The following is a 24,119-nucleotide window of genomic DNA, read 5'->3' as shown; positions in this document are numbered from 1 at the left end:
CGCCGTCAAGGAAGGTCGGAATCATGTCAGCGTCCGTAACTCGGTAGAGAGTGCCCGCGCTGGGCGATAACATCTCGCAGAACTTCGTTGGCTCCGGCACCGAATCGCAGCAGTGGCGCGGCGCGGTACAGTCGCTCGAATTTTCCTGCCATCACTGCGTGAGGGTCCGATCCCGCGATCAAACCTGCCGGACCGAGCATCGCCGTGCCGACATCGGCAATCCGTTGTCTGAGTTCACTGGAGAAAATCTTCTCGACGCTGACGAGCACCGACGGAATGGTTCCACTTTCCAGCAGCGACGACGCCTCGAATCCCATGAGCTGCGCGAGTTCGACATCCGCATCCAACTGAGCGAGCTTGCGTCGTACATCTGCGTTGTCGAGCGGACGTGTTCCGTCTTCTCGGATCTCCCGCGCGAGAATCAACAGATCGTCGACGGCTCTGCGCAGGTCGCCTGCATTCGTGAGGGCACCACGTTCGAGATCCAGTGCACCGGTGATGTACTTCCATCCCTTGTCGACTTCACCGATCAGGTTGGTCGCTGGAACACGGACGTTGTCGAAGAACGTCTCGTTGGTTCGATATCCGGACCACGCGGTGATCGGACGAATCACAACACCGGGAGCGTCGATCGGCACGATGATCACCGAGATACCCTTGTGTTTGGGCACCTCGGTATTGGTGCGAACACACAGCCATTCGTGAGTGACGCGCTGCGCCATACTGTTCCAGATCTTGGAACCGTTGATCACCCACTCGTCACCCTCACGCACCGCCCGGGTTTTCAGACTCGCAAGGTCTGTTCCGGCATTGGGTTCGGAATAACCGACGGCGCAGGTCAGTTCACCTCGTGCAATGGGCGGCAGGAATTCTTCCCGGTTCTGTTGCGTGCCGTGGCGCATGATCATCGGAGCCACCGACGTAACGGTCAAGTCCGGTCCCGGCACGCCCCAGTACTCGAATTCGCTGACCAGAAGATGCTGATACACCGCACCGAGACCAAGCCCACCGAACTCCTTGGGCCAATTGAGCCCGAACCACCCTTTTGCCCCGATCTTCCGGCGAAAGGCCGTGAGCTCGCCGCCGATGAACTCGAGATCGTGCTCGGCCATCTCCGCGCGCAATTCCGGTGTGACATTGTCGCGAAGAAACGTGCGTATCTCCTCTCGCCACGCTCGCTGATCTGCGTCTAGTTCAAAATCCATGAGTATCCGTTCCGGAGTGGCTGATGGCCGCAGAGCCTTGGTTGTTCATTGGGAGACCTGAAGGCTCTCGGCCAGTTCAGGATCCGAGCGCAACGCAGCGCGCACCGCAGCCTCCCAGAAGCCGTGGTAACTGTTTCCGTCACTACCGGCCATTCGATCGAGCCACCAGTCGGGCAGAGCTGTCTTCTCCGGTCCACCGGCCACCCTGACCATCCAGGCATTCTTACAACGTTGTTCGAGAGCGACCGCCCGCAAATAGACTGCTGCGGCGGTACTTCCGGTGACAAAAACGCCATGCCCTGCCAGGAGTGCGCGATCAGCGGGCCCGATCGACCGGATCGCGACCTCGGCTGCCTCCATGTTGTCGACGCCGCCGTCGTACTCGTCGACCAGCACTACCTCACCGCCGCCGAGGCTGGAACTCTGATCGTAAGCGGGTGGAACCTCGCCCAGATCAGCCCAGACCGTTCCGAACTCCGAATGATTGTGTAGCGCAATGCCGACATCGGGACGTGCTCGGTGAAGCGCAAGGTGCAGAGGAATTCCCAGCGGGACAGGCCAATCACCCTGTAGGACATTGCCGTCGATGTCGATGCGAATGATGTCGGCGGGGAGGATCTCCTCCCAGGTGAGCAGCCACGGGTTGCACAGCATGGTGCCGTCACCGAGGTTGTACGTGATATGCCCGGCGAGATGATCCCGGTATCCCTCCGCCCACAGGGCGCGTGCAAGCAGAACTATCTCCTCCGCCGGAGTCAGGTTCGGGATCAATTGATCGACAGTGGGTTTGAACTTCTTCACAGCAACCTCTCGGTAGTGCACTGGACCGCCAGCGGGAAGGAAAGTGCGAACTTTCAGGAAGATCGTCTTCACAGCAAGTATCTCTATGTGATACTGTGTATCAATTCTTTAATCACAGTAGGGGTGATTCAGATCGCAGTCAAGACAATCAGTGGACTCACGCGCGGACTCCGCGTCATCGAAGCCATTGCTGCCCATCAGCCAATCGGCTTGACCGCGCTTTCACGGCTACTCGAGGTCGACAAAAGCGCCATGCAACGCACCCTGGCAACCCTCCATGAAGCGCAATGGATCCACCCTGTCGGCGAGGCTCCACCCCGCTGGGAGCTCTCCACCCGTTGTGTTGTCGTAGCCGGACAGGTCTACAACGGCTCGTCGCTGGCTGCCCGAGCACAACCCGTCATGACCAAGATCCGGGATACAACCGGCGAGACAGTACATCTCGCAGTCGCGGAGGAAGAACACATGATCGTCCTCGGGGTGGTTGAAGGTACCCACATGGTTCGGACAGGCCTGAAGCCCGGGCAGATACACGTACCCGAGACAAGTGCAGCGGGACGGGTCATCCACGCGTACCAGTCGCAGGAAGAACGCATGAACAGCTCGGGTCAGCCCGATCTCCTCCTCGCAGATGCCGAGTACCAGGAGATTCGCAGGCGTGGATGGGCCGCAAGCGAGGAAGCCGTCCAGCAAGGATCAACCAGCCTCGCCGCAGCGGTGCTGGATGCGTCGGGATCGCCACTGGCTGCGATCGTGATCAGTGGTCCGGCGACTCGACTCACCGAGGAGTACTTCGCGCGGTACGGCGAGCTGCTCCGATCGGCGGCGGATCAACTCGGCGGCTCCTACTGAGTGGGCTCACTCAGCGTCGCGAAGACAACCAGGGCCAGGTTCGTGCGATCGGACTGTCCCGAAAGCCCCTCCAGTGCAACAGCAGACTCGAACGGAATGAGACTTCCCGACGGCAATGTACGGTCGCCGAACGCAACACTGCCGGACAACACAACTGCATACCCCCGACCCACACATTCAGCGAGCGCATCGGCGGTCAATACCCCACCGAGGTCGAGCGCAACACCGAATGCTGCGGCGCCACGTCTGGTACGGGCCAGTAGATCCAGCTTTCCCGTCTCTCCTGCGGCGTCGTCGATCGCACAGGTGAAATGTTCGCCGGCTCGCGTCTCACCTTTGACGCGTGATTCTGGCATGTAGTTCAATCCAGCGGCGGGGTCGAGCCGAAGGGTGAAGTACGACAGACCGTCGGGAGCGTCGGCGAAGATCGGCCCGTACACCGTGTACGCATCGCTGTAATGCACAGTGCCCGCGCCGATGGCGTGCCTACCGAGGCGTCCACTGCCGTCGAGAACTACCTGAAACTGATCCACCTCGTGATAGTGGGGCCGAAGCTTTTCCGCCTTCTGGCCGACAAGATACGCCTGAAAGCCCCCGGTTGCCGATCCGTCGGAGTGCTCACCTAGATAGTCACTCATCAGAAAGTCGCCGGACTCCGTGGTGCGCAATATGGTTCGAGACTGTGCGGGTGCCACTGCCATCGGTGCCGATGTCATCGAATTCTCCTCAACTGACAGGTTCGGCTCGGACGCCCTCGAATTCCTGCCCACGGACAGATCGTGGAACGGGTACCGGAATAGCGTCGAGCAATGTTCGGGTGTACTCCTGCTGCGGGCGACGGAAGATGTCCTCCACCGACCCACTTTCCACAACCTCACCGCGCGCCATCACCAGCACACGATCGGCGATCACTTCGATCAACGCCAAATCATGACACACGAACAGATACGCAAGACCCAGTTCCTCTTGCAGATCCCGCAACAAGTTCAGCACCTGAGCCCGCACCGAAACATCCAGCGCAGCAACAGGTTCATCACAGACGATCATCTTCGGATTCAACGTCAACGCCCGAGCAATAGCAACACGCTGAAGCTGCCCACCGGAAAGCTCCGCCGGATACCGGCCGAAATAACGCGAACCGATCCCCACCTTGTCCAACATCGCCGTCGCCAACTTCTCACGCTCACCCCGACCCATGTCGGTATGCACGATCAGCGGTTCCACCACGGCATCAACAACGGTCATCCGTGGATTGAGAGAACTGTGCGGATCCTGGAAAATCATCTGCATACCGCGGCGCATCGAACGCAACTCGGCAGGTTTTGCGGCCCGCACGTCAACGCCATCGAACGTGATCGAACCGGTATCCGGCTCGATCAACCGCAAGGCAATCCGGCCCACCGTCGACTTACCCGCACCCGACTCCCCGACCACGGCAAGACATTCACCGGCTTCGAGACTGAAACTGACGTCCTTGACCGCATGCGACCACTTGGTGCGACGGCCCAGAAAATCGCGGCCCGATGCAAACGACTTCGACACGTTCTTCACTTCGAGAAGACTCATCGCACACTCACTCCCTGCAGATCGAGGTCCTGCACACGCAGGCATCGCGCCTCTCCGGTCGGAACCTGCGCCATCGCAGGATGCTCCACATCGCACAGTCCCGGCGCCACATGCGGGCACCGCGGCGAGAACCGGCATCCTGTCGGCCAATCGGCCGCCGCGGGAATCCCGCCCGGGATCGCATGCAGCCGACGATCCGCATTCAGTCCCGGCTGCGGGATCGAAGCCAGCAAACCCGACGTGTACGGATGCTGGGGACGGAAGAACACTTCTTCTGCCGCAGCGTTTTCCGCGATCTCACCGGCGTACATCACCACCACCCGCTGACACAATTCCGCCACCACCGCAAGATCGTGACTGACGAACAGCAACGCGACACCGGTCTGCTCCTGCAAATCCCGCAACAGATCGAGGATCTTCTCCTGCACCGTCACATCGAGCGCAGTGGTCGGCTCGTCCGCGATCAGCAACCGCGGATTACATGCCATCACCATCGCGATCATCACACGCTGACACATGCCACCACTGAACGCGTGCGGATAATCGCCTACCCGCTCCTTCGCCCGGGGAATCTGCACCAATTCGAGCATCTCCACCGCCCGAGCCATTGCTTCCTTGCGGCTCAAACCCAAGTGCTTGCGCACGGATTCAGCGATCTGATCACCGACCGTGTAGGCCGGATTGAGACTGCGAATAGGCTGCTGAAAAATCATGCCCATTCCGGTACCGCGGAGCTTGCGCCACTCCCGCTCCGGAACCTTCGTCAGATCACGACCGTCGAATTCGATGGAACCCCGCGAAATCCGGCCGCCGGTAGCCTGCGTCAAACCCATCACCGCAAGCGAGGACACCGTCTTGCCTGATCCGGACTCACCGACCAACGCCACCGACTCGCCGGCACCGACGTCGAACGAGACACCTTCGACCGTCGTCTGCCAACCGCCTCCGCCGCTGGGGAATTCGATGGTCAGATCCCGAACCCGCAACAGTGGTTCAGTGCTCGCATCGAACTGCTCTTTACGCATCAGATCAGTCATTGTCACCATTACGACTCCGTAGCAAAGATCGGCGAACACCGTCGCCCAGATAGGTGAAGGACAGGACCGTCAAGAAAATCATCACGCCGGGAGGCCACACCAGGTACGGCGCCAACTGCATATTCGACGCCGCGGTGCTGAGCATCGAACCCCAACTCGCCGCCGGAGCCTTCGCCCCGAGACCGAGGAAACTCAGGCTCGCTTCCGCCGCAACCGCAGCACCGAGAGAGACGGAGATGACCAGCACCACCGGCGGCATCACGTTCGGAAGGATATGCCTGATAATGGTTCTGCCCGGACGACAGCCCAACGCGATTGCGGCCTCGATGTATGTCTCGTGCCGCACATCCATCGTCGACGCCCTTGCAACCCGGAAAAACCTGGGCGCCATGACCAAACCGATGGCGAGCATCGCGTTGGTGATTCCCGAACCGAGGACCGCGACGATCGTGATCGCCAGCACCAGTGACGGAGCCGACATCAACGCATCCATCACCCGGGTGATCAGCGAATCGACCCAGCCGCCGCGATAACCGGCGATGACACCGAGTGGAAGTCCCAGGATCAGCGCCACACTCACCGCCTGCAACGACGCCGTCAACGAAATCCGCGCGCCGTAGATCAACCGGCTCAACACATCTCGGCCGTAATCATCGGTGCCGAGCAGATGATTTGCACTCGGCGGCTGCAATCGGTTGACCAGGTCCTGCACATACGGATCGTGCGGCGCCAGAATCGGAGCGAACACCGCCATGATCACCAGAAGCAGGATGAAAATACCCGCGACCATCGTCACCGGCTTACGCAGAACAGCTTTCAAGCCTTGGCCCCTCGCAGGCCGCTCCGCCGTCTCGGATGTGGTCACTACCTTCGGATCAGTCATGCGCGAACCTTAGGGTTGAAGTAGCCGTAGGAAATGTCGACAAGCAGGTTCACCAGCACCACCACCACGGTGGTGAACAGGACAAACCCGAGCAGCACCGGAATATCGTGGTTCTGGACACTGTTCACGGCCAGAGAGCCCAACCCCGGCATGCTGTAGATGATTTCGATGGTCACCGCACCGCCCAGCACTTCCGCGACACGGAAACCGAGCACCGTGACCACCGGGATGCACGCGTTCTTGAGTCCGTGCTTGAACACGACACGTCCGCGCCCGAGACCCTTCGCCTCCGCGTTGAGGATGTAGTCGCTCTTGAGTACCTGCCCCAGCGACGACCGCAGCTGCAACGTCACCTCCGCCGCAGGCAACAACGCCAACGCAGTACCCGGCAAAATGAGGTGCTGAATCCACGGCACAAACCCGTCTGAGAGTGGCGCATACCCGAAGGCCGGGAAGATCTGATTGGTCACCGCGAATACCGACACCAGCACCAGACCGAACCAGAACGCGGGAATCGCGATCGCAATCGACGCCACCACATTCACCAGACGATCGACAATTCCGCCGGGACGAAGCGAGGCAACAACACCCAGGATCAACCCGATCGTCACCGCAAGCACCATCGCAAAAACAACCAGCGACAACGTCGTCGCCATCCGGCGGAAAATCAGCTCCGTCACCGACTGATTCGACAGAAACGACGTACCCAGATCACCCTGCAGAACACCGCCCACCCACCGGACGTACCGCAGAAAGATGTTGTCGTCCAAGTGAAGTGTCGACCGGATTTCGGCCAACCGCTCCGGAGTCGGATCATCACCGGCAAGAATCGCAGCCGGATCCCCCGGCGCCAAATCGATCAACAGAAAAATCATCAAAGGCACAATCAACAACAGCGGCACCGCCGCCAGCAGCCGTCGCCCCGCGTAACGCAACATAAGCACCCCTCACCGGCGCTTACAGCCGGTCTTGTCGGCGGTTCTCCTTCGCAGGTGATGCGTCTGCGTGAATTCTTTGTCGCATCACCTGCGAAGCAGATCGGTCTATCAGCAAGATTTCTGAATCTGCAGTGCTACTTGGTCATTCCGACGTAGCGCAGATCGAAGATTCCGGTGTCAACCCACGGGATGTTGTCGGCGTTGACTACCTTGTCACTGAAGATCGTCGCGTTCGTCTGATTGCAGATCGGGACGAACATGGCCTCGGCCAGTGTCTTCGACCAGATCTCGTGGTACAGCCCGGCCCGCTCGTCCTGCGACAACGTCGGGTTGGCAGCCTTTGTCGCCAGTGCGGCGATCTCGGGATTGCCGTTGCCGAAGTCGTAGGGACCCACGACAAAGGTATTGACGGTCTCAGCGGGGTCTACCTTGGGGCTGAAGCTGTTCGACACCATCGACTGGAAGGTGCCGGCGATGTAGCCGGGCTCGTTCTGGGTGTTCGGAACGGGATTGAGCTCCGCCTCGAATCCTGCTGCTGCCAGCGAGGACTGGATAACGTTGGCAGGCTTTTCGGTATTTGTTCCGGCACCGAAGGTCAGTGTGATCTTGGCTCCACCAGCACTCTCGACCAGGCTCTTGGCCTTGTCCACGTCGAAGGTGTACGGGTACTGGTACGACGGGTCGGCCGCCCAGCTCGATTCCGGATACATCTGTCGGTACGGGGTGCAGGTTCCCGAGAAGAGCGCGCTGATGGCCTCGGGATCGATGGCGTGTGCAACAGCCTGGCGCACTTCGGGTTTCGCGAGGTCGTCACGTGCTCGCATGAAGACACCAAGCACATTGCGGAACTTAACCTTGTCGATACCCAGCACGTTGCGGTCCGCGAGCGACTGCGCCTGAACGATCTCGTTGGCCGAGCTCACCCAGCTGATATCGGTGGCGGCGGTCTGCATTCCGTTCAAACGCGTTGTCGCGTCCGGCATGGTCTTGAAGCTGATTCCACCGAGCAGTCCGGCCGCTGGATCCCAGTAGTCGCCCTGCGCACGAGTAACCTCGAGAGATTCCTCGGGTACGTAGTTGGTGACGGTGTACGGTCCGGATCCGCTCTGGCCCGGATCGTTTCGGATGTCCGTGCCGGCTTCTATGGTCTTGGGGCTGACCATCATGCCGACATTGGTGCTGAACAGCCCGGGTAGCTCCACACCGGAACCCTTGGTCAGGTTCAGCCGGGCAGTAGTCGGGTCGACAACATCAACGGACGTAATGTCGTCGAGCGCGGCGACAACCGTGCTGCCTGCCATCGTCTTTCCACGCTGGACGTTTGCGGCGAGGGCGGCGGCGTCGAACTTGGTGCCGTCGTGGAACGAAACGTCGTCTCGTAATTTCAGCTCGAGATAGCCACCGTCAGAGGAAAACTCCCACGACTCCGCAAGTCCCGGAACAAGATTTCCGTCCTTGTCCACCATGGTCAAGCGATCGAACATCGGAGTCAGATATCCCCAACCGCCGTAGCTGGTCTGGAGGTACGGATCGAGGTTTCGGGTCGGCGCAGACGCGGTGACGCGAAGTACGGCCGCTCGGTCGATATCCGCGGCCGATGCAGTGGAGCCGCCTGCAGTGCTGGTGCCGCCGCCCCCGCCGCATCCCGCGACGGCCAAGGCAGCCACCAGCGACACTGCGGCAATTTTGCCTTTGCCGTTCCATTTTCCGCTCATCGAATTCCCTCTCGAGATAGATCAAAGTCGGCGAGAAACCCCACGCACACGGTCTCTTCGGCTCACAGGCAGACTAACCCGGATATGTCTATTAGGTATACGTTTTTTCGGAACTAGTTTTGACAATGGCAACCTGCACAGGAGTTATCCATCCTTGTCCCGATCACCGGGAAGGTGACTATCGAAAAACGTCTGCTCAGGAGTCTGCGTTCGCTGCTCGTCGTTGCTCCAGCACCGAACGTGTTCTCGCTCGGGCGTCCTCGTACTCTGCGACTGTTTCGCGAACTACTTCCGAAAGGGGGCTGCGTCGTTTCACCCCCGACACCGAATGGCCCGCACTCCAGACGTCGGTCCACCTTCTCGGCCCCGGTTCTGATGACCCCGGTCCGAACAGCTCGGCCGATTCTTTCACGGAGATCTGCTCGTTCAGTGTGTCGGGATCAAGCCCCTGCGCTCTGATGGACGGTGCAAGCATGTTCGTCCGCAGTCCGGTGAAAGCGTTGGTCAGCACCACGTCGTCCATCGTGCTCTCGACCAGCATGTCCTTGTACTGCGCCGACGCCGAACTCTCGTCGCTCGCGATGAAACGTGTGCCCATGTACGCCGCGTCGAAGCCTGCCACCTCGGCAGCCCACAACGCCTGCCCGTCGGAGATTCCGCCCGCGAGAATCACTGTGCCGTCGAAGAACTCACGGACACCACGGATGAAGGCAAACGGGTTCATCCACCCCGTCTGCCCACCCGCTCCGGCCGAGAGCAGCACGAGTCCGTCCGCACCGGCTTCAACTGCCTTTTCGGCATGACGAAGCGTGCCGACGTCGGCAAAGACCGCAGCGCCGATATCGTGGAGCGGTCCGATGATCGGGGCCGGTGAGCCTACGCTCGCGATGACCATTTCCACTCGGCGGCGAACCAAGCACGCAACGTCGTCTGCCAGTCGCGGCGCTCTCATGATCAGATTGGGGCAGTACGGTGCCAGTTCTCCGCCGCTCTCCTCATTGGCACGATCGAATGTCGCCAGCCACGAATCGAGTTCCTCTGCCGTGCGCGCGTTTGCCGTCGGAAAGGCGCCGACGACGCCCGCCGCGCAGGCTGCCGAGACGACTTCCGGCCCGCTCACTCTCAGCATGGGTGCGGCGATCAGCGGAATCCGCAGTCGAGCGCCGAATCTGGTCCGAAAGCCCGGTGGCACGTCGGATTTCACTAGGGCAAGTATCCGGTGTGCACTACCGGGGCAACCGGCTCCGCATCTCGCCCACTCGACAGCCTCAGCGCACCGAGCAGCGCGTTGCGTAGTTCGCGTGGATCGATGACGTCGTCGTACGTCACCGAACTTGCCAGACGCCACGGACCTGCAGCCTCGTTCTCAATCAATGCACGCTGTGTCCGCTCGTCCGCCTTCGAGGTGCTCCCACCCACGGCAGCCGGAATACCTCCCAGCATCCCTCCCGGGAACGACAACGACACGGTTTGATTGTCGAAAGCATTCTGACCCATGACCGAGCCCCCGAATCCGAAGGCTTTGCGCACTGTCACATGCATTTTCGGCACGGTGGACCGATGCTGCGCCGCGAACATTCGAGCGCTCGCCCGCAGTATGCCGTCCCGTTCGGACTTACTTCCCGCAAGAACTCCCGGGTTGTCGGCCAGGAAGATCAACGGGATATGGAAAGCTCCGGTCATCTCGATGAACCGGCATGCCTTTTCCGCCGCGGCCACATCCAACGCACCGGCAAGCACCAGTGGCTGATTGGCGACAACGGCGACGACCCGGCCACCCATCCTTGCCAGCACTGTGATGACAGAAGAACCGTGCTGCGGTTGCAGCTCGAACAGGGTGCCCTCGTCCACCATCACGGACAACACGTCGTGCATGTCGTACGGGATACGAGGATTCGGCGGAACTACGTCGAGAAGAGAATCGAGGGAGCGCGGCGCCGCAACCGAAGTGTCAGGATCCGCCAGTGGCGCGCGACTCCACGCGTTCGACGGGAAATAGGACAGGTATTTACGCGTCAACTCGAGCGCCGAGTCTACATCCGCCGCAACATTGTCGGCGATTCCGCTCACTTCAGCGTGCACGGCGCTACCGCCGAGGTCTTCCTTTGTCACCTTCTCGGCGAGCGACGCCTCCACCAGCGGTGGACCGGCTGTGAACATCGCGGCGTGGTCTTTGACCATGATGACAAAATCCGACATCGGTGCAGCAAGAGCCCCGTGCCCAGCCGAGGGTCCACACACAATCGAAACCGTCGGGACCAATCCGGCAAGCTCGGCCATTGCCTGCAGATCGTTGGGCGCCGGCCGGTGCGGGTGCAGTGCGTTGGTTGCCCTGTGCCCGGCACCTTCGAGCATCATCACCAGTGGAGTGCGCTCGCGCTTGGCAAGTTCTGCGATCCGGGCGCGCTTGGTGGCCGCTGCCGTTCCGATGGATCCGCCGGCAACCGTGAAATCCTCCGAACCGACCAGCACCGGACGGCCGTCGACAAGTCCGGACCCCGCAACGAAGGCGTCGGACGGGATCGACGCGTCGCCGGCCAGTACGCCGATTTCCTGAAATGTATCCTCGTCCAGGAACTTCGATACTCGTTCGCGCGCATCAACGCGCCCGAACCGCCGGTACCGCAGTAGCTTGTCGGGGCCACCCATCCCCTGTGCAGCCCGACGACGCTCGTCGAGTGCCGTCAGCAGCGAAGTCCACGCATGACGATTCTCCGAGACTATCGCCGGTTCGCCGTCAACGTCGAGTTGTTTACGCACGACCTTTCCGGTTGCATTGCGCGGCAACGGTTCTGTGGTCAGTCGCCATCGGGAAGGCACCTTGTACTTAGCGAGACGCTCCCGCACGTACCCGAGCAACTCTGCCTCCGAGACGGATCCCGGCTCCTCGACCACAACAATTGCGGCCACTTCTTCGCCGTAGTCCGCGTGGGGAATTCCGATCACCGCGCATTCCTGCACCGACGGGTGCTCACTCAGGACGTTCTCGACTTCGACGGGATAGACGTTCTCCCCACCACGCAGAATCAAGTCCGATCTACGACTGCTGACGCGGAGGTGACCGTCGGACATGAATCCCAAATCGCCTGTACGCAGCCATCCTTCATCGTCGAGCGCGGCGGCCGTCGCGGCATCGTTGTTCCAGTAGCCCACCATCACGTGCGGTCCGCGTAGGCAGATCTCACCCTCGTAACCGTCCGGGAGCCGATGACCGTTGTCGTCCCGGATCTCGACGCTCATCGTGACGACGGGGCGGCCCACGGAATCCGGGTACTCCTCCAGATCGGCAGCTGTCGCCAAGGTGGCTCCTGTCGACGACTCGGTGAGCCCGTACGTCGTCCCCAACGAACGCCCCGCCACCGGCAGCAGTTCGCGAACCTTCTCCTTCAGAGCGGTTGACGACGGCGCCGATCCCAGTGACATCGTCTTGAGCGAGGACAGATCGTATCGTGACAGATCACCATGTGAAACAAGGCGATTCGCCATGGTCGGCACAGCACCCCAGTTGGTGACCTGCTCGCGCTCGATCAACCGGAGCACACGTTCGATCTCGAATCGCCCGCTGTAGATAACTGCGGTGTCGCCGATCGACAACCGCGGCACGGCGAGGTTGTGCAGTGACGCGATATGGAACAGTGGATTCGACAGCAGAAACCGACGGTTCGCGGGTGGGTTTCCGAAATGCGTTGCCAAGGCGTCGTTGAATCGATGAAAGTCGTTTGCCGTGATGATGTTCCGGTGCGAGTGCGTCGCACCTTTCGGCCGTCCGGTTGTGCCACTGGTGTACAGGATGACGGCAGGGTCGTCCTCGTTGATGGCGCAGGTCGACAGTTCCGCGTCGGCGTGCAACGTGGACAACCGAGGTACGTCGACTTCGGTGGACAGCACCGGCACGCCGACCTCACCGAGCAGTTCTCGTCGTTTTGCATCGGCGACAACAAGTTTCGGAGTGGAGTGCTTCATGCCGTAGTCGATCTCGGGAGCGGACCACATCGAGTTCATCCCGACCACTATCGCCCCGAGGGACGTCGCCGCCCAGAAGGTGATGATCCACTGTGCGTTGTTCGCAGACAGAATCGCCACGCGGTCGCCCTTGCCGATCGAATACGCGCTTCGCAACTCCTCGGCCATTGATGCCACACGAGCGAAGTGATCGGTGTAGGTAATCCGCAGTTCGTCGCACACCAGATACTCGGTGTCGCCGTGCTCGACCGACGCCGCCAGAAGCTCACGGAGCGTGTGCGCACGATTCTTGAACACCGGCATGACGTGCCCGCGCACGGGTTCTTCAGCCACCTCGAACAACTGCCCCGGGCCTGTCAGTTCTGCCACGGCCAGAGAGCGCCGATATGCCATGTCCGGTTGAACGACCATCCTTGATCCATTTCTGTGACAACGCAGTTCGATCGCGCTGGGCGGCCCCGTCCGTGTGGATCGGAGCCTGTTCGCTCCACACCGACGCAACTACTCACCACCGCTCATTGTGGATACTACGCAGAAAAGTCGTTCGATATGCGATATTTCGATTAGAAATACTTTTTGAATTTCCGCGGGCTTGTCGAACGCCTCCACACACGACAAAGCGGCCCGGCAGCGGGCATGAAACCACCGCCGGACCGCTACTGCGCACTGTTATCCCTGGATCGGCGGCCACACCGGAGCGATGGACCACGGGCGCGCCGTTTCGAGTTGCGACGCAACCTGAATCAGCACATCTTCGCGCCCGAAGGCGGCAACCAACTGGACGCCGATAGGCACACCGGCCGAGTCATGACCCATCGGCAACGAAATCGCCGGCTGACCAGAGCTGTTGAACGGACTGGTCAATCCGCTGTATCCGGCCGAGTGCTCCCAGATCGACATGGGATTTGCCGTATCGAGGAGACCAAGCGGAGCGGCCGGGCGAGCCATCGTCGGGGTCAGCAACAGGTCGTGATCGACGAAGAACGCACCGATCACCTGCGCTGCTCGCTCGAGTTCCTGCAGCGCCTTGACGACGTTGGTCGCGGTTTCGGACTTCGCGCGGTCGTAGATCATCCGAGCCATCGGTTCGAGGTCGTCGTCGCGGATTGCGCGGTTCACGGCCTCGAGTCGTGCATCGACCTCGATGGTCATCGGTATGCCCATCAACACGGAAAGCCCGGAAGTCAGTGCATCGAGCGGAAAGTCCGGGGCGCCTTCGGAAACATGGTGGCCGAGTTCTTCGAGCAGACCGGCGACGCTCGAGGTGACGGCCGCACACTCCGGGTCCACCGGCGTGCCGTCCGGCAGCGCGTTGCTCAGAGCAATCCGCAAGCGTCCGGGATCTGCGCCCACTTCCTCGACGTACGGCCGCTTCGGCGCCAGGATCACGTACGGATCGCCCACAGTGGGTCCAGCGGAAAGATCGAGGAGCAGAGCGGTGTCGCGCACACTGCGAGTAAGCGCGTGGTGAACACCCATCGGCGACGCAAACAGAGTTCGTGCCGGCGCCGTCGGGGTACGACCACGGCTCGGCTTGAGACCAACCAGGCCGCACGCAGACGCCGGGATGCGGATCGAGCCGCCGCCGTCACTGGCATGGCCCGCGGGCACGATTCCCACTGCAACAGCTACAGCCGTGCCTCCCGACGACCCACCGGGTGAGCGATCGAGGGCGTAAGGGTTGCGGGTAGGGCCGAACAGTGCAGGTTCGGTACTCGCATTCTTGCCGAACTCCGGAGTGTTCGTCTTACCGACAATCACCAGCCCGGCACGACGGTATCGCTCGACGAGCGCCGAATCCTCCTGCGCCACAGCGTCGGCGAACAAACGAGATCCGTTGGTACTCGGCAGACCCGCGACATCAAGTCCGAGGTCCTTGATCACGAACGGCACGCCCTGCAGTGGGCCTTCGGGAAGACCGGCAGCGACCTCGTTCCGAGCTTCGTCGCGGCGTTCGCTGATCACTGCATTGACGGCCGGGTTCCGCTCGTCGAGGCGGTCAAGGCTGAACTCCAGGACCTCCTTGGCGGATACGTCCCCCTTGCGAATCGCCCCGGCCAGGCCCGTCATGTCACTGTTGTCGAACAAATCCTGCATCGATGCCCTCATCACTCGTGTGCTGCTTTGTACGATTGTGAGGTCCGTCATATCAACCACAACGGCGGCGGGTCTCGAGGATTCCGCTTACCGGGACAAGCGCGATGGCGGATCGCAATCAAGCAGGCCATCGCCGGTAAGGGTTCGTGAAGGCCGAAAATAACTTTCACGTTCCAGATCGGCTACGCGTCGGATTTCCCGGCCGGCCCGGGCAGCGCTACGACGGGAAACTGAAAGAACGCACAGGTAACACCCTTGTACTCGCGCATGTCCACAAAATCGAAGCCAACCTTCTCGAGCACCCGCATACTCGCTCGATGTCCGGCCTCTACATGCGCGCACAGACCACGCGACGACAGGTCGAACGCCGGATATTCGAAGTGCCAGTCCACCAACGCCGAGGCAACCTCAGTGGCAAATCCGCGTCCCCACTGATCCCGCCGAAAGGCATACGCCAGTTCACGACTCGAGCCGAACTCACCGAATCCTGCCCGGCCGATCATGTCGCCGGCGCGGTTCTCCACGCGCCACTTGGTCCAACCCCGAGTTCTCTGTTCATCGAGATACCCGTCCAGCCGCGACTGCGCCTCGTCCCGAGTGTCTGGTCGTCCGTACCCGATGAACCGCATGGTCAGGGCATCAGCGTGTAGCGCAGCGAGGTCCTCGAAGTCGGACGGGAGCCAAGTCGTCAACGTCAGTCGTTCGGTATTCAGAATGATGCGACGACCCATGCCGGTATCTTTGCACCTCTATTTGTGCGTGATCACAGAATCAGACCGTGACGACGAGCTTCGACAACCGCCTCATGACGACTTCGCACATCGAGTTTGGCCATGAGATTGCGCATGTACGTCTTGACGGTTTCGACGCTCAAGGACAGACGCTCCGCGATTTCGGCGTTGCGCAGCCCCAACGCGACGTACCTCATCACGTCCGTTTCACGCGGCGACAGCACTACCGCACTCGCGATCTCTGCAGGCGCCGTCAAGGCCCGAAGTTTTGCCTCGACGGCGTGAACCTGCGCACTGAGTTTCTCGTCCTGCAGACCTGCCACGATCTCACCCAACGCGAGGAAACTTTCCGTCAACGTCTCCGATACTTTTGCCTCGCGGATCGAAACCTGTTCCACCGCAGCAGTGTCGATCATCGCGACACGACGATCAACCTCGTCGCGGATCTCGATTTCGCGTGCCAACGAGTACGACGCACGCATCATCTTGTCTGCAACAACATCTCCGATCGGCAGGTTGGCGCGCAGTCCGCCATAGAGCGCGCCGCGGGTTTTCCCTCGAACGACCACGGGAACCGCCATCAACGATTCGATTCGCTCGGTGCCGACCTCGTAGTCGTAGTCGTGGGTGATCTGAGACGAATTGGCGTAGTCCTGCACCACAGCTGTGCGCTGCTCGGCGATAGCCCGCCCACCGAGTCCGCATGCCGCGTTGATCTCGAGGTTGCGCAGCAGAGTGCTGTGCGTACCGACGTAGCTGGTGATGGTCAAGGAGTTGCCGCTCATTCCCCCACCGAACAGGACCGGCAGTTCCGTCTGCGGCTGCAGCCGGCGCAGCGCCGCCCGCAACGCGTCGTCGTCGCTCGGCCTTAAAACCCTGTTCACGTGCACTCCTGGTCGGGGAAAACGCGGATACCCACTTCGTAGGGTAGCGGCCGGTGGGCTAGCCCAATATCGTCCAACACGAGCGTTTGTAGCGCCGATCACATTCACCGTGACGGGTGAGCTGCAACGTCCGACCACGCGAACCTCGGAGGAACCCGTGTCTGCACCCACCGCACTCACAGCCAACAACACCCCGCTCAGCCCGCTGCGCTTTCTCGAACGCAGCGCGTCGGTGTTCCCAGATCGCACCGCCGTCATTCACGGTGATCGGACGTACACCTACCGCGAGTTCGGCGAAGAGGTAGCCGCTCTGGCACGTGTTTTGCGGGACCGTATCCAGCCCGGCGATCGCGTCGCTTACCTGGCGCCGAACATTCCCGAAATGCTGTTTGCGCATTTTGCCGTGCCTCTGGCCGGCGGAATCCTGATCGCCCTCAACTCGCGCCTCGCCGGACCTGAACTCGAGTACATCCTTGATCACTCGGGAACCACGATCCTGTTCGTAGACTCCGAGTTCGTCGGTTCCGTCGCGTCGTCGAAAACAAACGTGCCGAGCCTGCGCGAGATCATCGAGATCCCGGACTCCACCGTCCCGTACCCGGAGGTTCCCACCGGAATCGTCACCGGGCAGTACGCCGATCTGTTGGCAGAAGGTGAAGCGATCGCCGATCAGCCACTGCACTGGGGGGTCGACGACGAGCAGCAGTGCATCGCCATCAACTACACGTCGGGTACCACCGGAAAACCCAAGGGCGTCATGTACTCCCACCGCGGCGCGTACCTGAACTCCCTCGGTGAAACCTTCCACAACGGGTTCACCGGCTCCACCAAGTACCTGTGGACACTGCCGATGTTCCACTGCAACGGTTGGTGCACACCGTGGGCAGTTACCCAGGCCGCCGGCACCCACATCTGCCTGCGCGCCGTCCGCGCCGATTCGATCTGGGATGCGATCGACAACCTGGGCGTGACCCACCTGTGCGGCGCACCAACTGTCTGTTCCACCATCGCCGACGCGGATCAGGCCCACAAGGTCGACGCCCTTCGCATCACCACCGCAGGTGCTCCCCCGTCGCCGACGATCATCGGCAAGCTCGAGGACATCGGTGTGACCGTCGTCCACGTGTACGGCCTCACCGAGGTGTACGGGCCGTACACGATCTGCGAATACCAGGAAGCCTGGGACGAGAAGCCACAGTCCGAACGCGCCGCGCTGCTTTCCCGGCAGGGCGTTGGCATGGTCCAGGCGGAAAATGCACGGGTCGTCGACCCCGACATGAACGACGTTCCCGCCGACGGTCAGACCATGGGCGACATCGTGCTCCGCGGCAACAACGTCATGCTCGGGTACTACCGTGACGAGGCCGCAACCGCGGAAGCCTTTGCCGGCGGGTGGTTCCATTCAGGAGACCTCGGCGTCATGCATCCCGACGGATACATTCAGCTCAAGGACCGCGCGAAGGACATCATCATCTCCGGTGGCGAGAACATCTCTACCGTCGAGGTGGAGCAGGCGATCATGAGCCACCCCGCCGTGATCGACGTGGCCGTCGTCGGCGTTCCGGACGAGAAGTGGGGCGAGCGCCCGAAGGCATTCGTGGTGCTGGGCAAGGGATTACAGGCATCCGCGGATGACATCATCGAACACACCCGCACCTTGCTGGCCGGGTACAAGGTACCCCGCGACATCGTCTTCCCACTCGACCTTCCCCGCACCCCGACCGGCAAGGTTCTCAAGTTCGAGCTTCGGGCGTCGAACTAACTCGGCCGTAGGGGCTCAGGGCACCGGAGTGGAACGCCGACGTAGATCGACAGGTTGTCCGTCGGACGGGAACGGCAGGGATGTGAAGTTGAGTGGGGCGACATAGTCGGCGTCGACGTGCCAGTCGAAGCGTAGGAGTAGGTGATGCACGATTGCTTTGATCTCGGCACCGGCGAAATGCATTCCGAGGCATTTGTGCACACCACCGCCGAAGGGCTCCCACGCGAATCGATGCACCTTGTCTTCGCGTCGATGCTCCGCGAAGCGGTCGGGATCGAAACGCTCGGGATCAGGCCAGTACTGCGACATGTGGTGGGTGAAATGAGGAGCAACCGCGGTATACGTTCCCGCAGGCACGAAGTGCCCCTGCACTTGGGTATCGCGGATCGCTCGGCGCGCCATAACCGGTACCGGAGAGACGATTCGGAGACATTCCTTCATGACCAGATCAAGGCTGGCCAGTCCGTCGAGATCTGCATAACTCGGCGTCGACGTCCCCAACGCGAGCGACTCCGCCCGGCACCTGTCCTGCCACTGTGGGTGTTGGCCCAGGTATTGCATCATCGTGGAGATGGTGATCGTGGAGGTGTCGTGCGCGGCCATCAGGAGGAAAATCATATGGTCGATCACCTCGTCATCACTGAAGCGTTGTCCCGCTTCGGATTCGATGTGACACAGCACGGAGAACAAGTCGTCGGTTTCGCGATTTCGACGCGCCGGTAGGTAGCGACGAAAGAAAGCTTCCAGGACTCGGCGGCCGTCCAGCCCACGCTTCCATCGAGTCCCGGGTACGGGATAGCGGACCAACGAGGTTGCCGCCTGAACGCAATCGACGAAAGCCTTTTTCACCGCCGATATTTCGCTTTCGCTACTTCCTTCCGCCCCGCCCATGAAGATGTCGGTGGCGAGATCGAGGGTGAGCGTTTTCAGTGCCGCATAGGCACGAAATCCGTCAGTGGGCGTCCATGCGTCGAGTGCCGAGTCGATCGCCGGGTTGAGAACGTCGACAGTCTTCTCGAGTCGTGATCGGGTGAACGCCTGCTGCATGATTCGACGATGTCGTAGATGTTCGTCCGAGTCGAGAAGCATAAGCCCGCCGTGAAAGAAGGGGCCGATAAGGACCGACCAGCCGTCACTGTTGACGAATGCTCGATCTTTGTTCTGCAGCACTTCTTGGCACGCGTCAGGTCCGAGAACAGCGATCCAACGCCTACCGACCATCGAAAACCAGGAGACCTCGCCGTAACGATCCCAGTTCTCTTGCATCAAGGCGAGCGGATCACGGATGTACTCGAGTGCGTGCCCGACGAAGGGCAGCCCTGAGCGGCCCGAAACCGGGTGTAACTGCGAGTGTGCGGGTGGGCGAGCCAGGATCTTGGACACTATGACCTCTACTCCCGTTCTATCTGACATTGCATCCTGTCAGATGTATGTAGTCTGCGTCACACCTGCTGCGTCTGTCAATATCGACCTATGACTCCTCCGATGCCGCGTCGATATGCCGGCCTGAGCGGCGATCAGCGGGCAGCGCTGCGGCGGGAAAGCTTGCTAGAGGCAGGGCTGGAAGTATTTGCTGCCGCAGGTAATCGCGGCGCCACGATGACCGCAATTTGCGCCCAGGCCAAGTTGACGGAGCGATACTTTTACGAAAGCTTCACCAGCAGAGACGAACTGCTGCAGAAGGTATTGGACAAAATCGCCGACGAGGTCCGCGACGCGGGCCTGGCCGCGCTTCGAGCGAGCACCGGGACGCTCGAGCAACGCGTACGAAATGCGATCGCGTCGTTCGTCACCCTCCTCACCGACGATCCCCGCAAGGGGCGTGTGGCAATGATCGAATCCGCTGCATACGAACCCCTCCGTGCACACCGGCGCGCGGTACTGCACGGCTTCGCGCAAATGGTCGCGGACGAAGCCACGCGAATGTACGGCGACCGAGCGTGGCCGCCACATCAAGGTCAGATCAACGGACTGCTGTTCGTAGGCGGCCTTGCCGAACTGGTCACCGCGTGGTTGAACGAGGAGATCTCCATTACGCCCAAGGAGATCGTCGAGGCGGCAACATACCAATTCACGTCCACCGCACACCGTTGAGAGACAGCCGATCCGGTTACTGCCCCATCACACCGGGTAACTAGCGTCAGGCGCAATACTTGTCCCCATGAGTGAACGCGCAGACATACCCGGAACTGACCCCGCGCAGTTTCGGGTGCACGTCGCATCTCAAGCGATCCGGTTGTTCTCGGAGAACGGCTACGAAGCCACCACCGTCGAGCAGATTGCCATTGCTGCCGGGGTATCGCGTCGCACGTTCTTTCGGCAGTTCCGTTCCAAGGAAGACGTGATCTTTGCCGATCACGAGTCTCTTCTCACGCATGTCGCACAGTTCCTGTCCACCGAATCCGCGGACCCGTGGGCATCAGTCTGCGAAGCTGCCGGACTGGTCTTCGACTTCTTCCAGCAGAACCGCGATCTGTCGATGCGGCGATACCGCGTCGTGCAGCATGTTCCCGCTCTCCGCGACCGCGAACTGGTCACCGGGTTCCGGTACGAGCGACTTTTTGTCGACTATCTGCGGAGCGCTGTCCCCCGTGAACCGGTGCTCGAGGTTGTCGGATTCGCGGCCGCTGTCACCGCGTGCCACAACTATCTCTTGCGCAGCATGATCAAGGGCGATTCCGACGCCACGGCCGATGCACTCCGCCTAGCGCTGCTGAATGTGCGTCGTACGTACGGAGTTGCCCCTGGGTCCAAGACCAGCACCCCCGCCGAGAAGTCTGTGCTGGTAGTAGCGTTTCCTCCAGGCACCTCGGCCGACGAAATCAGCAGAAAAATTCACGAACAACTCGGCTGACACGCATCGTGCACCACAACGTCACACTCCGTTTCCTTGACCTGGCACTGAGTGCCGTGTTTGACTGACGTCATTGGCACCAGTCCGCCGACGGGCCATGCTGGTTCTGTTGGCGCCGTTCGATCCACCTTCCATCAAGGAGTGCTCCCATGGCCGGAAACCCAGACTTCAATCTCTTCGCACTGAACGAAGAGCACGACGAGCTGCGGGCAGCTATCCGCGGACTCTCCGAGAAGGAAATCGCGCCGCACGCCAAGGACGTCGACGAGAACGCCCGGTTCCCCGAGGAAGCACTCACCGCGCTCAACGCGTCGGGCTTCAACGCCATCCACGTCCCCGAGGCCTACGACGGCCAGGGCGCCGATTCCGTTGCCACCTGCATCGTCATCGAAGAAGTTGCCCGCGTCTGTGGCTCCTCCTCACTTATCCCCGCCGTCAACAAGCTCGGCACCATGGGCCTGATCCTCAAGGGCTCCGAAGAGCTCAAGGCCAAGGTTCTCCCGGACCTCGTGAACGGCGGAATGGCGTCGTACGCACTGTCCGAGCGCGAAGCCGGATCCGACGCAGCCGCCATGCGCACCCGCGCAAAGGCTGACGGCGACGACTGGATCCTCAACGGCTCCAAGTGCTGGATCACCAACGGCGGCAAGTCCACCTGGTACACCGTCATGGCTGTCACCGACCCCGACAAGGGCGCAAACGGCATCTCCTCCTTCATGGTCCACAAGGACGACGAGGGCTTTGTCGTCGGACCGAAGGAAAAGAAGCTCGGCATCAAGGGCTCCCCCACCGCTGAGCTGTACTTCGAGAACTGCCGCATCCCCGGCGACCGCATCATCGGCGCACCAGGCACCGGCTTCAAGACGGCACTCGAAACCCTCGACCACACACGTCCTACCATCGGCGCACAGGCCGTCGGCCTTGCTCAGGGCGCCCTCGACGCGGCACTGGCGTACACCAAGGACCGCAAGCAGTTCGGCAAGTCCATCAGCGACTTCCAGGCTGTGCAGTTCATGCTCGCCGACATGGCAATGAAGGTCGAAGCCGCACGTCTGATGGTCTACACCTCCGCTGCTCGCGCAGAGCGCGGCGAGAAGAACCTCGGCTTCATCTCCGCTGCAGCCAAGTGCTTCGCTTCCGACGTTGCCATGGAGGTCACCACCGACGCAGTGCAGCTGTTCGGCGGCGCCGGCTACACCACTGACTTCCCCGTCGAGCGCATGATGCGCGACGCCAAGATCACGCAGATCTACGAAGGCACGAATCAGATCCAGCGCGTCGTGATGTCGCGTGCGCTGTTGAAGTAAGGCGCTTCGCGCCCCCGTGCGCCTTTCTGGTAGTTCTGACTACCGGAACGGCGCACAGGGGCTTGCCCCTAATTTTGAGGAGAATTGTGGAACTTGTAGGCGTAATCGGCGGCGGCACCATGGGTGCCGGCATTGCCGAGGTATGTGCAAAAGCCGGTAGCTCGGTACTGGTGCTGGAAACCAAGGAAGAATTTGCCGCTTCCGCACGCGAGCGGATCGCCAAGTCGATCAACCGCGGCGTAGCCAAGGGCAAGATCACCCAGGAAGAAGCAGACGCCGCCATCGCTCGCGTCCGCGTCACCCTGGACATGGAAGAGTTCGCCGATCGCGATCTGGTGATCGAGGCTGCTCCCGAGATCGAAGCCCTCAAGTACGAGATCTTCGGCAAGCTCGACAAGATCGTGAAGCCTGCGGGAATCCTGGCGACCAACACGTCGTCGATCCCCGTCATCAAGATCGCCAAGGCCACCTCGCGCCCCGGCCAGGTTGTCGGCGTTCACTTCTTCAACCCCGTGCCGGTCATGCCGCTCGTCGAGATCGTGGTCAGCCTGACCACGTCCGAAGAGACTGTCCTCGCGGTCACCGACTACGCGAAGAACACGTTGCGCAAGAAGACAGTTCGCGCGGGCGACCGTTCGGGCTTCATCGTCAACGCACTGCTCATCCCGTACCTGTGCCAGGCAATCCGGATGCTCGATTCCGGCTACGCCACCGCCGAAGACATCGACGAGGCAATGAAGGGCGGCTGCGGTTACCCGATGGGCCCGCTGACGCTCCTCGACACCGTCGGCCTCGATGTTGCTCTCGCAGCGGCAGAGTCGCTGTACGCAGAGTTCGCCGAGCCGCACTACGCTCCCCCGGCACTGCTGCGCCGCATGGTCGACGCCGGCCGCCTCGGCAAGAAGACCGGTCGCGGCTTCTACGACTACGCGTAACCTGTTCGGCATTTGCATTCGGCCCCATACTTTTTCGAAGGTGTGGGGCCGAAAGTCTTTCTGTATCCTTCAGCTCTCGTAGGCAGACTTGTTGAATCTCTCCAACAATGTGACGAACGTCGACACATCCTCTGGAGACCAATCGCCGATCGCGGCGGCGATCCGATCACGATTCACCCTGCTCGCCTCACCGAACTTTGCCGCAGCGTCCGGCGTCGGAGAGAACAGCGAGACCCGGCCGTCATCCGGATCGGATTCGGACACCACGTAGCCCTGCTTGGTAAGAGCAGTCAGATTTCGACTCACGACACTTCGATCCAAACCTGTAACCGCGATGACGGCCGCGGGAGACACCGGAAACATGTCGACGACGCGCGTCATGATGACAAAAGCAGCGGGAGTCATCTCCGGTACAGCCGCACCCGCGTCGGCGATCAGCGTCTTCCGGGAACCTTGCACCAGTCGCCGGATCGCCCATTGAATCGCGTGAATATCAGCTTCAGGTTTTGTCGACCTCACCTGGTCAGCATAGGACCTTCCACGTCACCCGTTCCGCAATATAGTTGCTGAAATCAACTAAATGTGATTG

21 protein-coding genes and 1 pseudogene are annotated in these 24,119 nt (G+C 61.2%); 6 read left to right on the top strand and 16 right to left on the bottom strand.

Annotation, left to right across the window (positions count from 1 at the left end):
* Positions 1-26: 26 nt before the first annotated feature.
* Positions 27-1,205: an acyl-CoA dehydrogenase family protein gene (locus RG2_RS16050; RefSeq protein WP_033232361.1), complete on the bottom strand. Its 1,179-nt coding sequence runs from the start codon at positions 1,203-1,205 to the stop codon at positions 27-29.
* A 45-nt stretch (positions 1,206-1,250) separates the two neighbouring features.
* A complete protein-coding gene (locus tag RG2_RS16045; protein WP_033232625.1) occupies positions 1,251-2,006 on the bottom strand; it encodes a class II aldolase/adducin family protein in 756 nt (251 codons plus the stop codon).
* Positions 2,007-2,129: 123 nt separating this feature from the next.
* Between RG2_RS16045 and RG2_RS16040 the strand changes: the two genes are divergently transcribed.
* Positions 2,130-2,858 (top strand): IclR family transcriptional regulator, encoded by a 729-nt coding sequence (locus tag RG2_RS16040; protein ID WP_033232627.1) that lies wholly within the window; start codon positions 2,130-2,132, stop codon positions 2,856-2,858.
* Here the strand turns inward: RG2_RS16040 and RG2_RS16035 are convergent.
* The 12 genes and pseudogenes from RG2_RS16035 to RG2_RS15975 all read right to left on the bottom strand — a co-directional run bounded on the left by RG2_RS16035 (position 2,852) and on the right by RG2_RS15975 (position 16,672).
* The gene (locus RG2_RS16035) at positions 2,852-3,574 is read right to left on the bottom strand and encodes a hypothetical protein (protein ID WP_051730356.1); all 723 of its coding nucleotides are present in this window, start codon (positions 3,572-3,574) and stop codon (positions 2,852-2,854) included. The two genes, RG2_RS16040 and RG2_RS16035, sit on opposite strands and share 7 nt — an antisense overlap.
* A gap of 10 nt (positions 3,575-3,584) precedes the next feature.
* Positions 3,585-4,424, bottom strand: a complete 840-nt coding sequence (locus RG2_RS16030; RefSeq protein ID WP_051730357.1) for an ATP-binding cassette domain-containing protein — start codon at positions 4,422-4,424, stop codon at positions 3,585-3,587.
* Entirely contained in the window at positions 4,421-5,470 is a 1,050-nt protein-coding gene (locus RG2_RS16025) for an ABC transporter ATP-binding protein (RefSeq protein WP_033232362.1), read from the bottom strand. Before RG2_RS16025 ends, RG2_RS16030 begins: the two co-directional genes overlap by 4 nt.
* Positions 5,454-6,344, bottom strand: a complete 891-nt coding sequence (locus tag RG2_RS16020) for an ABC transporter permease (protein ID WP_080711646.1) — start codon at positions 6,342-6,344, stop codon at positions 5,454-5,456. The genes RG2_RS16025 and RG2_RS16020 overlap by 17 nt, the downstream gene beginning before the upstream one ends.
* A complete protein-coding gene (locus RG2_RS16015; RefSeq protein WP_033232363.1) occupies positions 6,341-7,282 on the bottom strand; it encodes an ABC transporter permease in 942 nt (313 codons plus the stop codon). Before RG2_RS16015 ends, RG2_RS16020 begins: the two co-directional genes overlap by 4 nt.
* A 134-nt stretch (positions 7,283-7,416) precedes the next feature.
* A complete protein-coding gene (locus RG2_RS16010; protein WP_033232365.1) occupies positions 7,417-8,997 on the bottom strand; it encodes an ABC transporter substrate-binding protein in 1,581 nt (526 codons plus the stop codon).
* Between the two features lie 196 nt (positions 8,998-9,193).
* Positions 9,194-10,201: an NAD(P)H-dependent flavin oxidoreductase gene (locus RG2_RS16005; protein WP_072782588.1), complete on the bottom strand. Its 1,008-nt coding sequence runs from the start codon at positions 10,199-10,201 to the stop codon at positions 9,194-9,196.
* The gene (locus RG2_RS31535) at positions 10,201-11,646 is read right to left on the bottom strand and encodes an acyl-CoA carboxylase subunit beta (protein WP_116102378.1); all 1,446 of its coding nucleotides are present in this window, start codon (positions 11,644-11,646) and stop codon (positions 10,201-10,203) included. The genes RG2_RS16005 and RG2_RS31535 overlap by 1 nt, the downstream gene beginning before the upstream one ends.
* A gap of 90 nt (positions 11,647-11,736) precedes the next feature.
* Positions 11,737-13,371: pseudogene (gene casG / locus RG2_RS31530) on the bottom strand (steroid-24-oyl-CoA synthetase); the annotation flags it as partial.
* A 258-nt stretch (positions 13,372-13,629) separates the two neighbouring features.
* Positions 13,630-15,057 (bottom strand): amidase, encoded by a 1,428-nt coding sequence (locus RG2_RS15985; protein ID WP_033232366.1) that lies wholly within the window; start codon positions 15,055-15,057, stop codon positions 13,630-13,632.
* Positions 15,058-15,239: 182 nt separating this feature from the next.
* Positions 15,240-15,788, bottom strand: a complete 549-nt coding sequence (locus tag RG2_RS15980) for a GNAT family N-acetyltransferase (RefSeq protein WP_072782586.1) — start codon at positions 15,786-15,788, stop codon at positions 15,240-15,242.
* A 32-nt stretch (positions 15,789-15,820) separates the two neighbouring features.
* On the bottom strand, positions 15,821-16,672 hold the full coding sequence (locus tag RG2_RS15975) for a LuxR C-terminal-related transcriptional regulator (RefSeq protein WP_033232367.1): 852 nt from the start codon (positions 16,670-16,672) through the stop codon (positions 15,821-15,823).
* 157 nt (positions 16,673-16,829) lie between these two features.
* On the opposite strand from RG2_RS15975, the gene RG2_RS15970 reads away from it, so the two are divergent.
* Positions 16,830-18,434: an acyl--CoA ligase family protein gene (locus tag RG2_RS15970; protein WP_033232640.1), complete on the top strand. Its 1,605-nt coding sequence runs from the start codon at positions 16,830-16,832 to the stop codon at positions 18,432-18,434.
* A 15-nt stretch (positions 18,435-18,449) separates the two neighbouring features.
* On the opposite strand, the gene RG2_RS15965 is transcribed toward RG2_RS15970, so the two are convergent.
* On the bottom strand, positions 18,450-19,817 hold the full coding sequence (locus RG2_RS15965) for a cytochrome P450 (protein ID WP_080711647.1): 1,368 nt from the start codon (positions 19,815-19,817) through the stop codon (positions 18,450-18,452).
* Between the two features lie 90 nt (positions 19,818-19,907).
* Between RG2_RS15965 and RG2_RS15960 the strand changes: the two genes are divergently transcribed.
* The 4 genes from RG2_RS15960 to RG2_RS15945 all read left to right on the top strand — a co-directional run bounded on the left by RG2_RS15960 (position 19,908) and on the right by RG2_RS15945 (position 23,530).
* Positions 19,908-20,528: a TetR/AcrR family transcriptional regulator gene (locus RG2_RS15960; protein WP_033232369.1), complete on the top strand. Its 621-nt coding sequence runs from the start codon at positions 19,908-19,910 to the stop codon at positions 20,526-20,528.
* A 67-nt stretch (positions 20,529-20,595) separates the two neighbouring features.
* Positions 20,596-21,288, top strand: coding sequence for a TetR family transcriptional regulator (locus RG2_RS15955; protein WP_033232370.1), 693 nt, complete (start codon positions 20,596-20,598; stop codon positions 21,286-21,288).
* 149 nt (positions 21,289-21,437) lie between these two features.
* Positions 21,438-22,595, top strand: a complete 1,158-nt coding sequence (locus tag RG2_RS15950; RefSeq protein WP_033232371.1) for an acyl-CoA dehydrogenase — start codon at positions 21,438-21,440, stop codon at positions 22,593-22,595.
* A gap of 86 nt (positions 22,596-22,681) precedes the next feature.
* Positions 22,682-23,530, top strand: coding sequence for a 3-hydroxybutyryl-CoA dehydrogenase (locus RG2_RS15945; protein ID WP_033232372.1), 849 nt, complete (start codon positions 22,682-22,684; stop codon positions 23,528-23,530).
* A gap of 69 nt (positions 23,531-23,599) precedes the next feature.
* Here RG2_RS15945 and RG2_RS15940 read toward each other — a convergent pair whose 3' ends face one another.
* Positions 23,600-24,049, bottom strand: coding sequence for a MarR family winged helix-turn-helix transcriptional regulator (locus tag RG2_RS15940; RefSeq protein ID WP_033232373.1), 450 nt, complete (start codon positions 24,047-24,049; stop codon positions 23,600-23,602).
* Positions 24,050-24,119: the final 70 nt, after the last annotated feature.

The organism is Rhodococcus globerulus NBRC 14531 (genome assembly GCF_001894805.1).
GTDB classification, from domain to species: Bacteria; Actinomycetota; Actinomycetes; order Mycobacteriales; family Mycobacteriaceae; genus Rhodococcus_F; species Rhodococcus_F globerula.
Note: the sequence above shows the minus strand (reverse complement) of the source record. Positions and strands in the feature narration are given on the sequence as shown.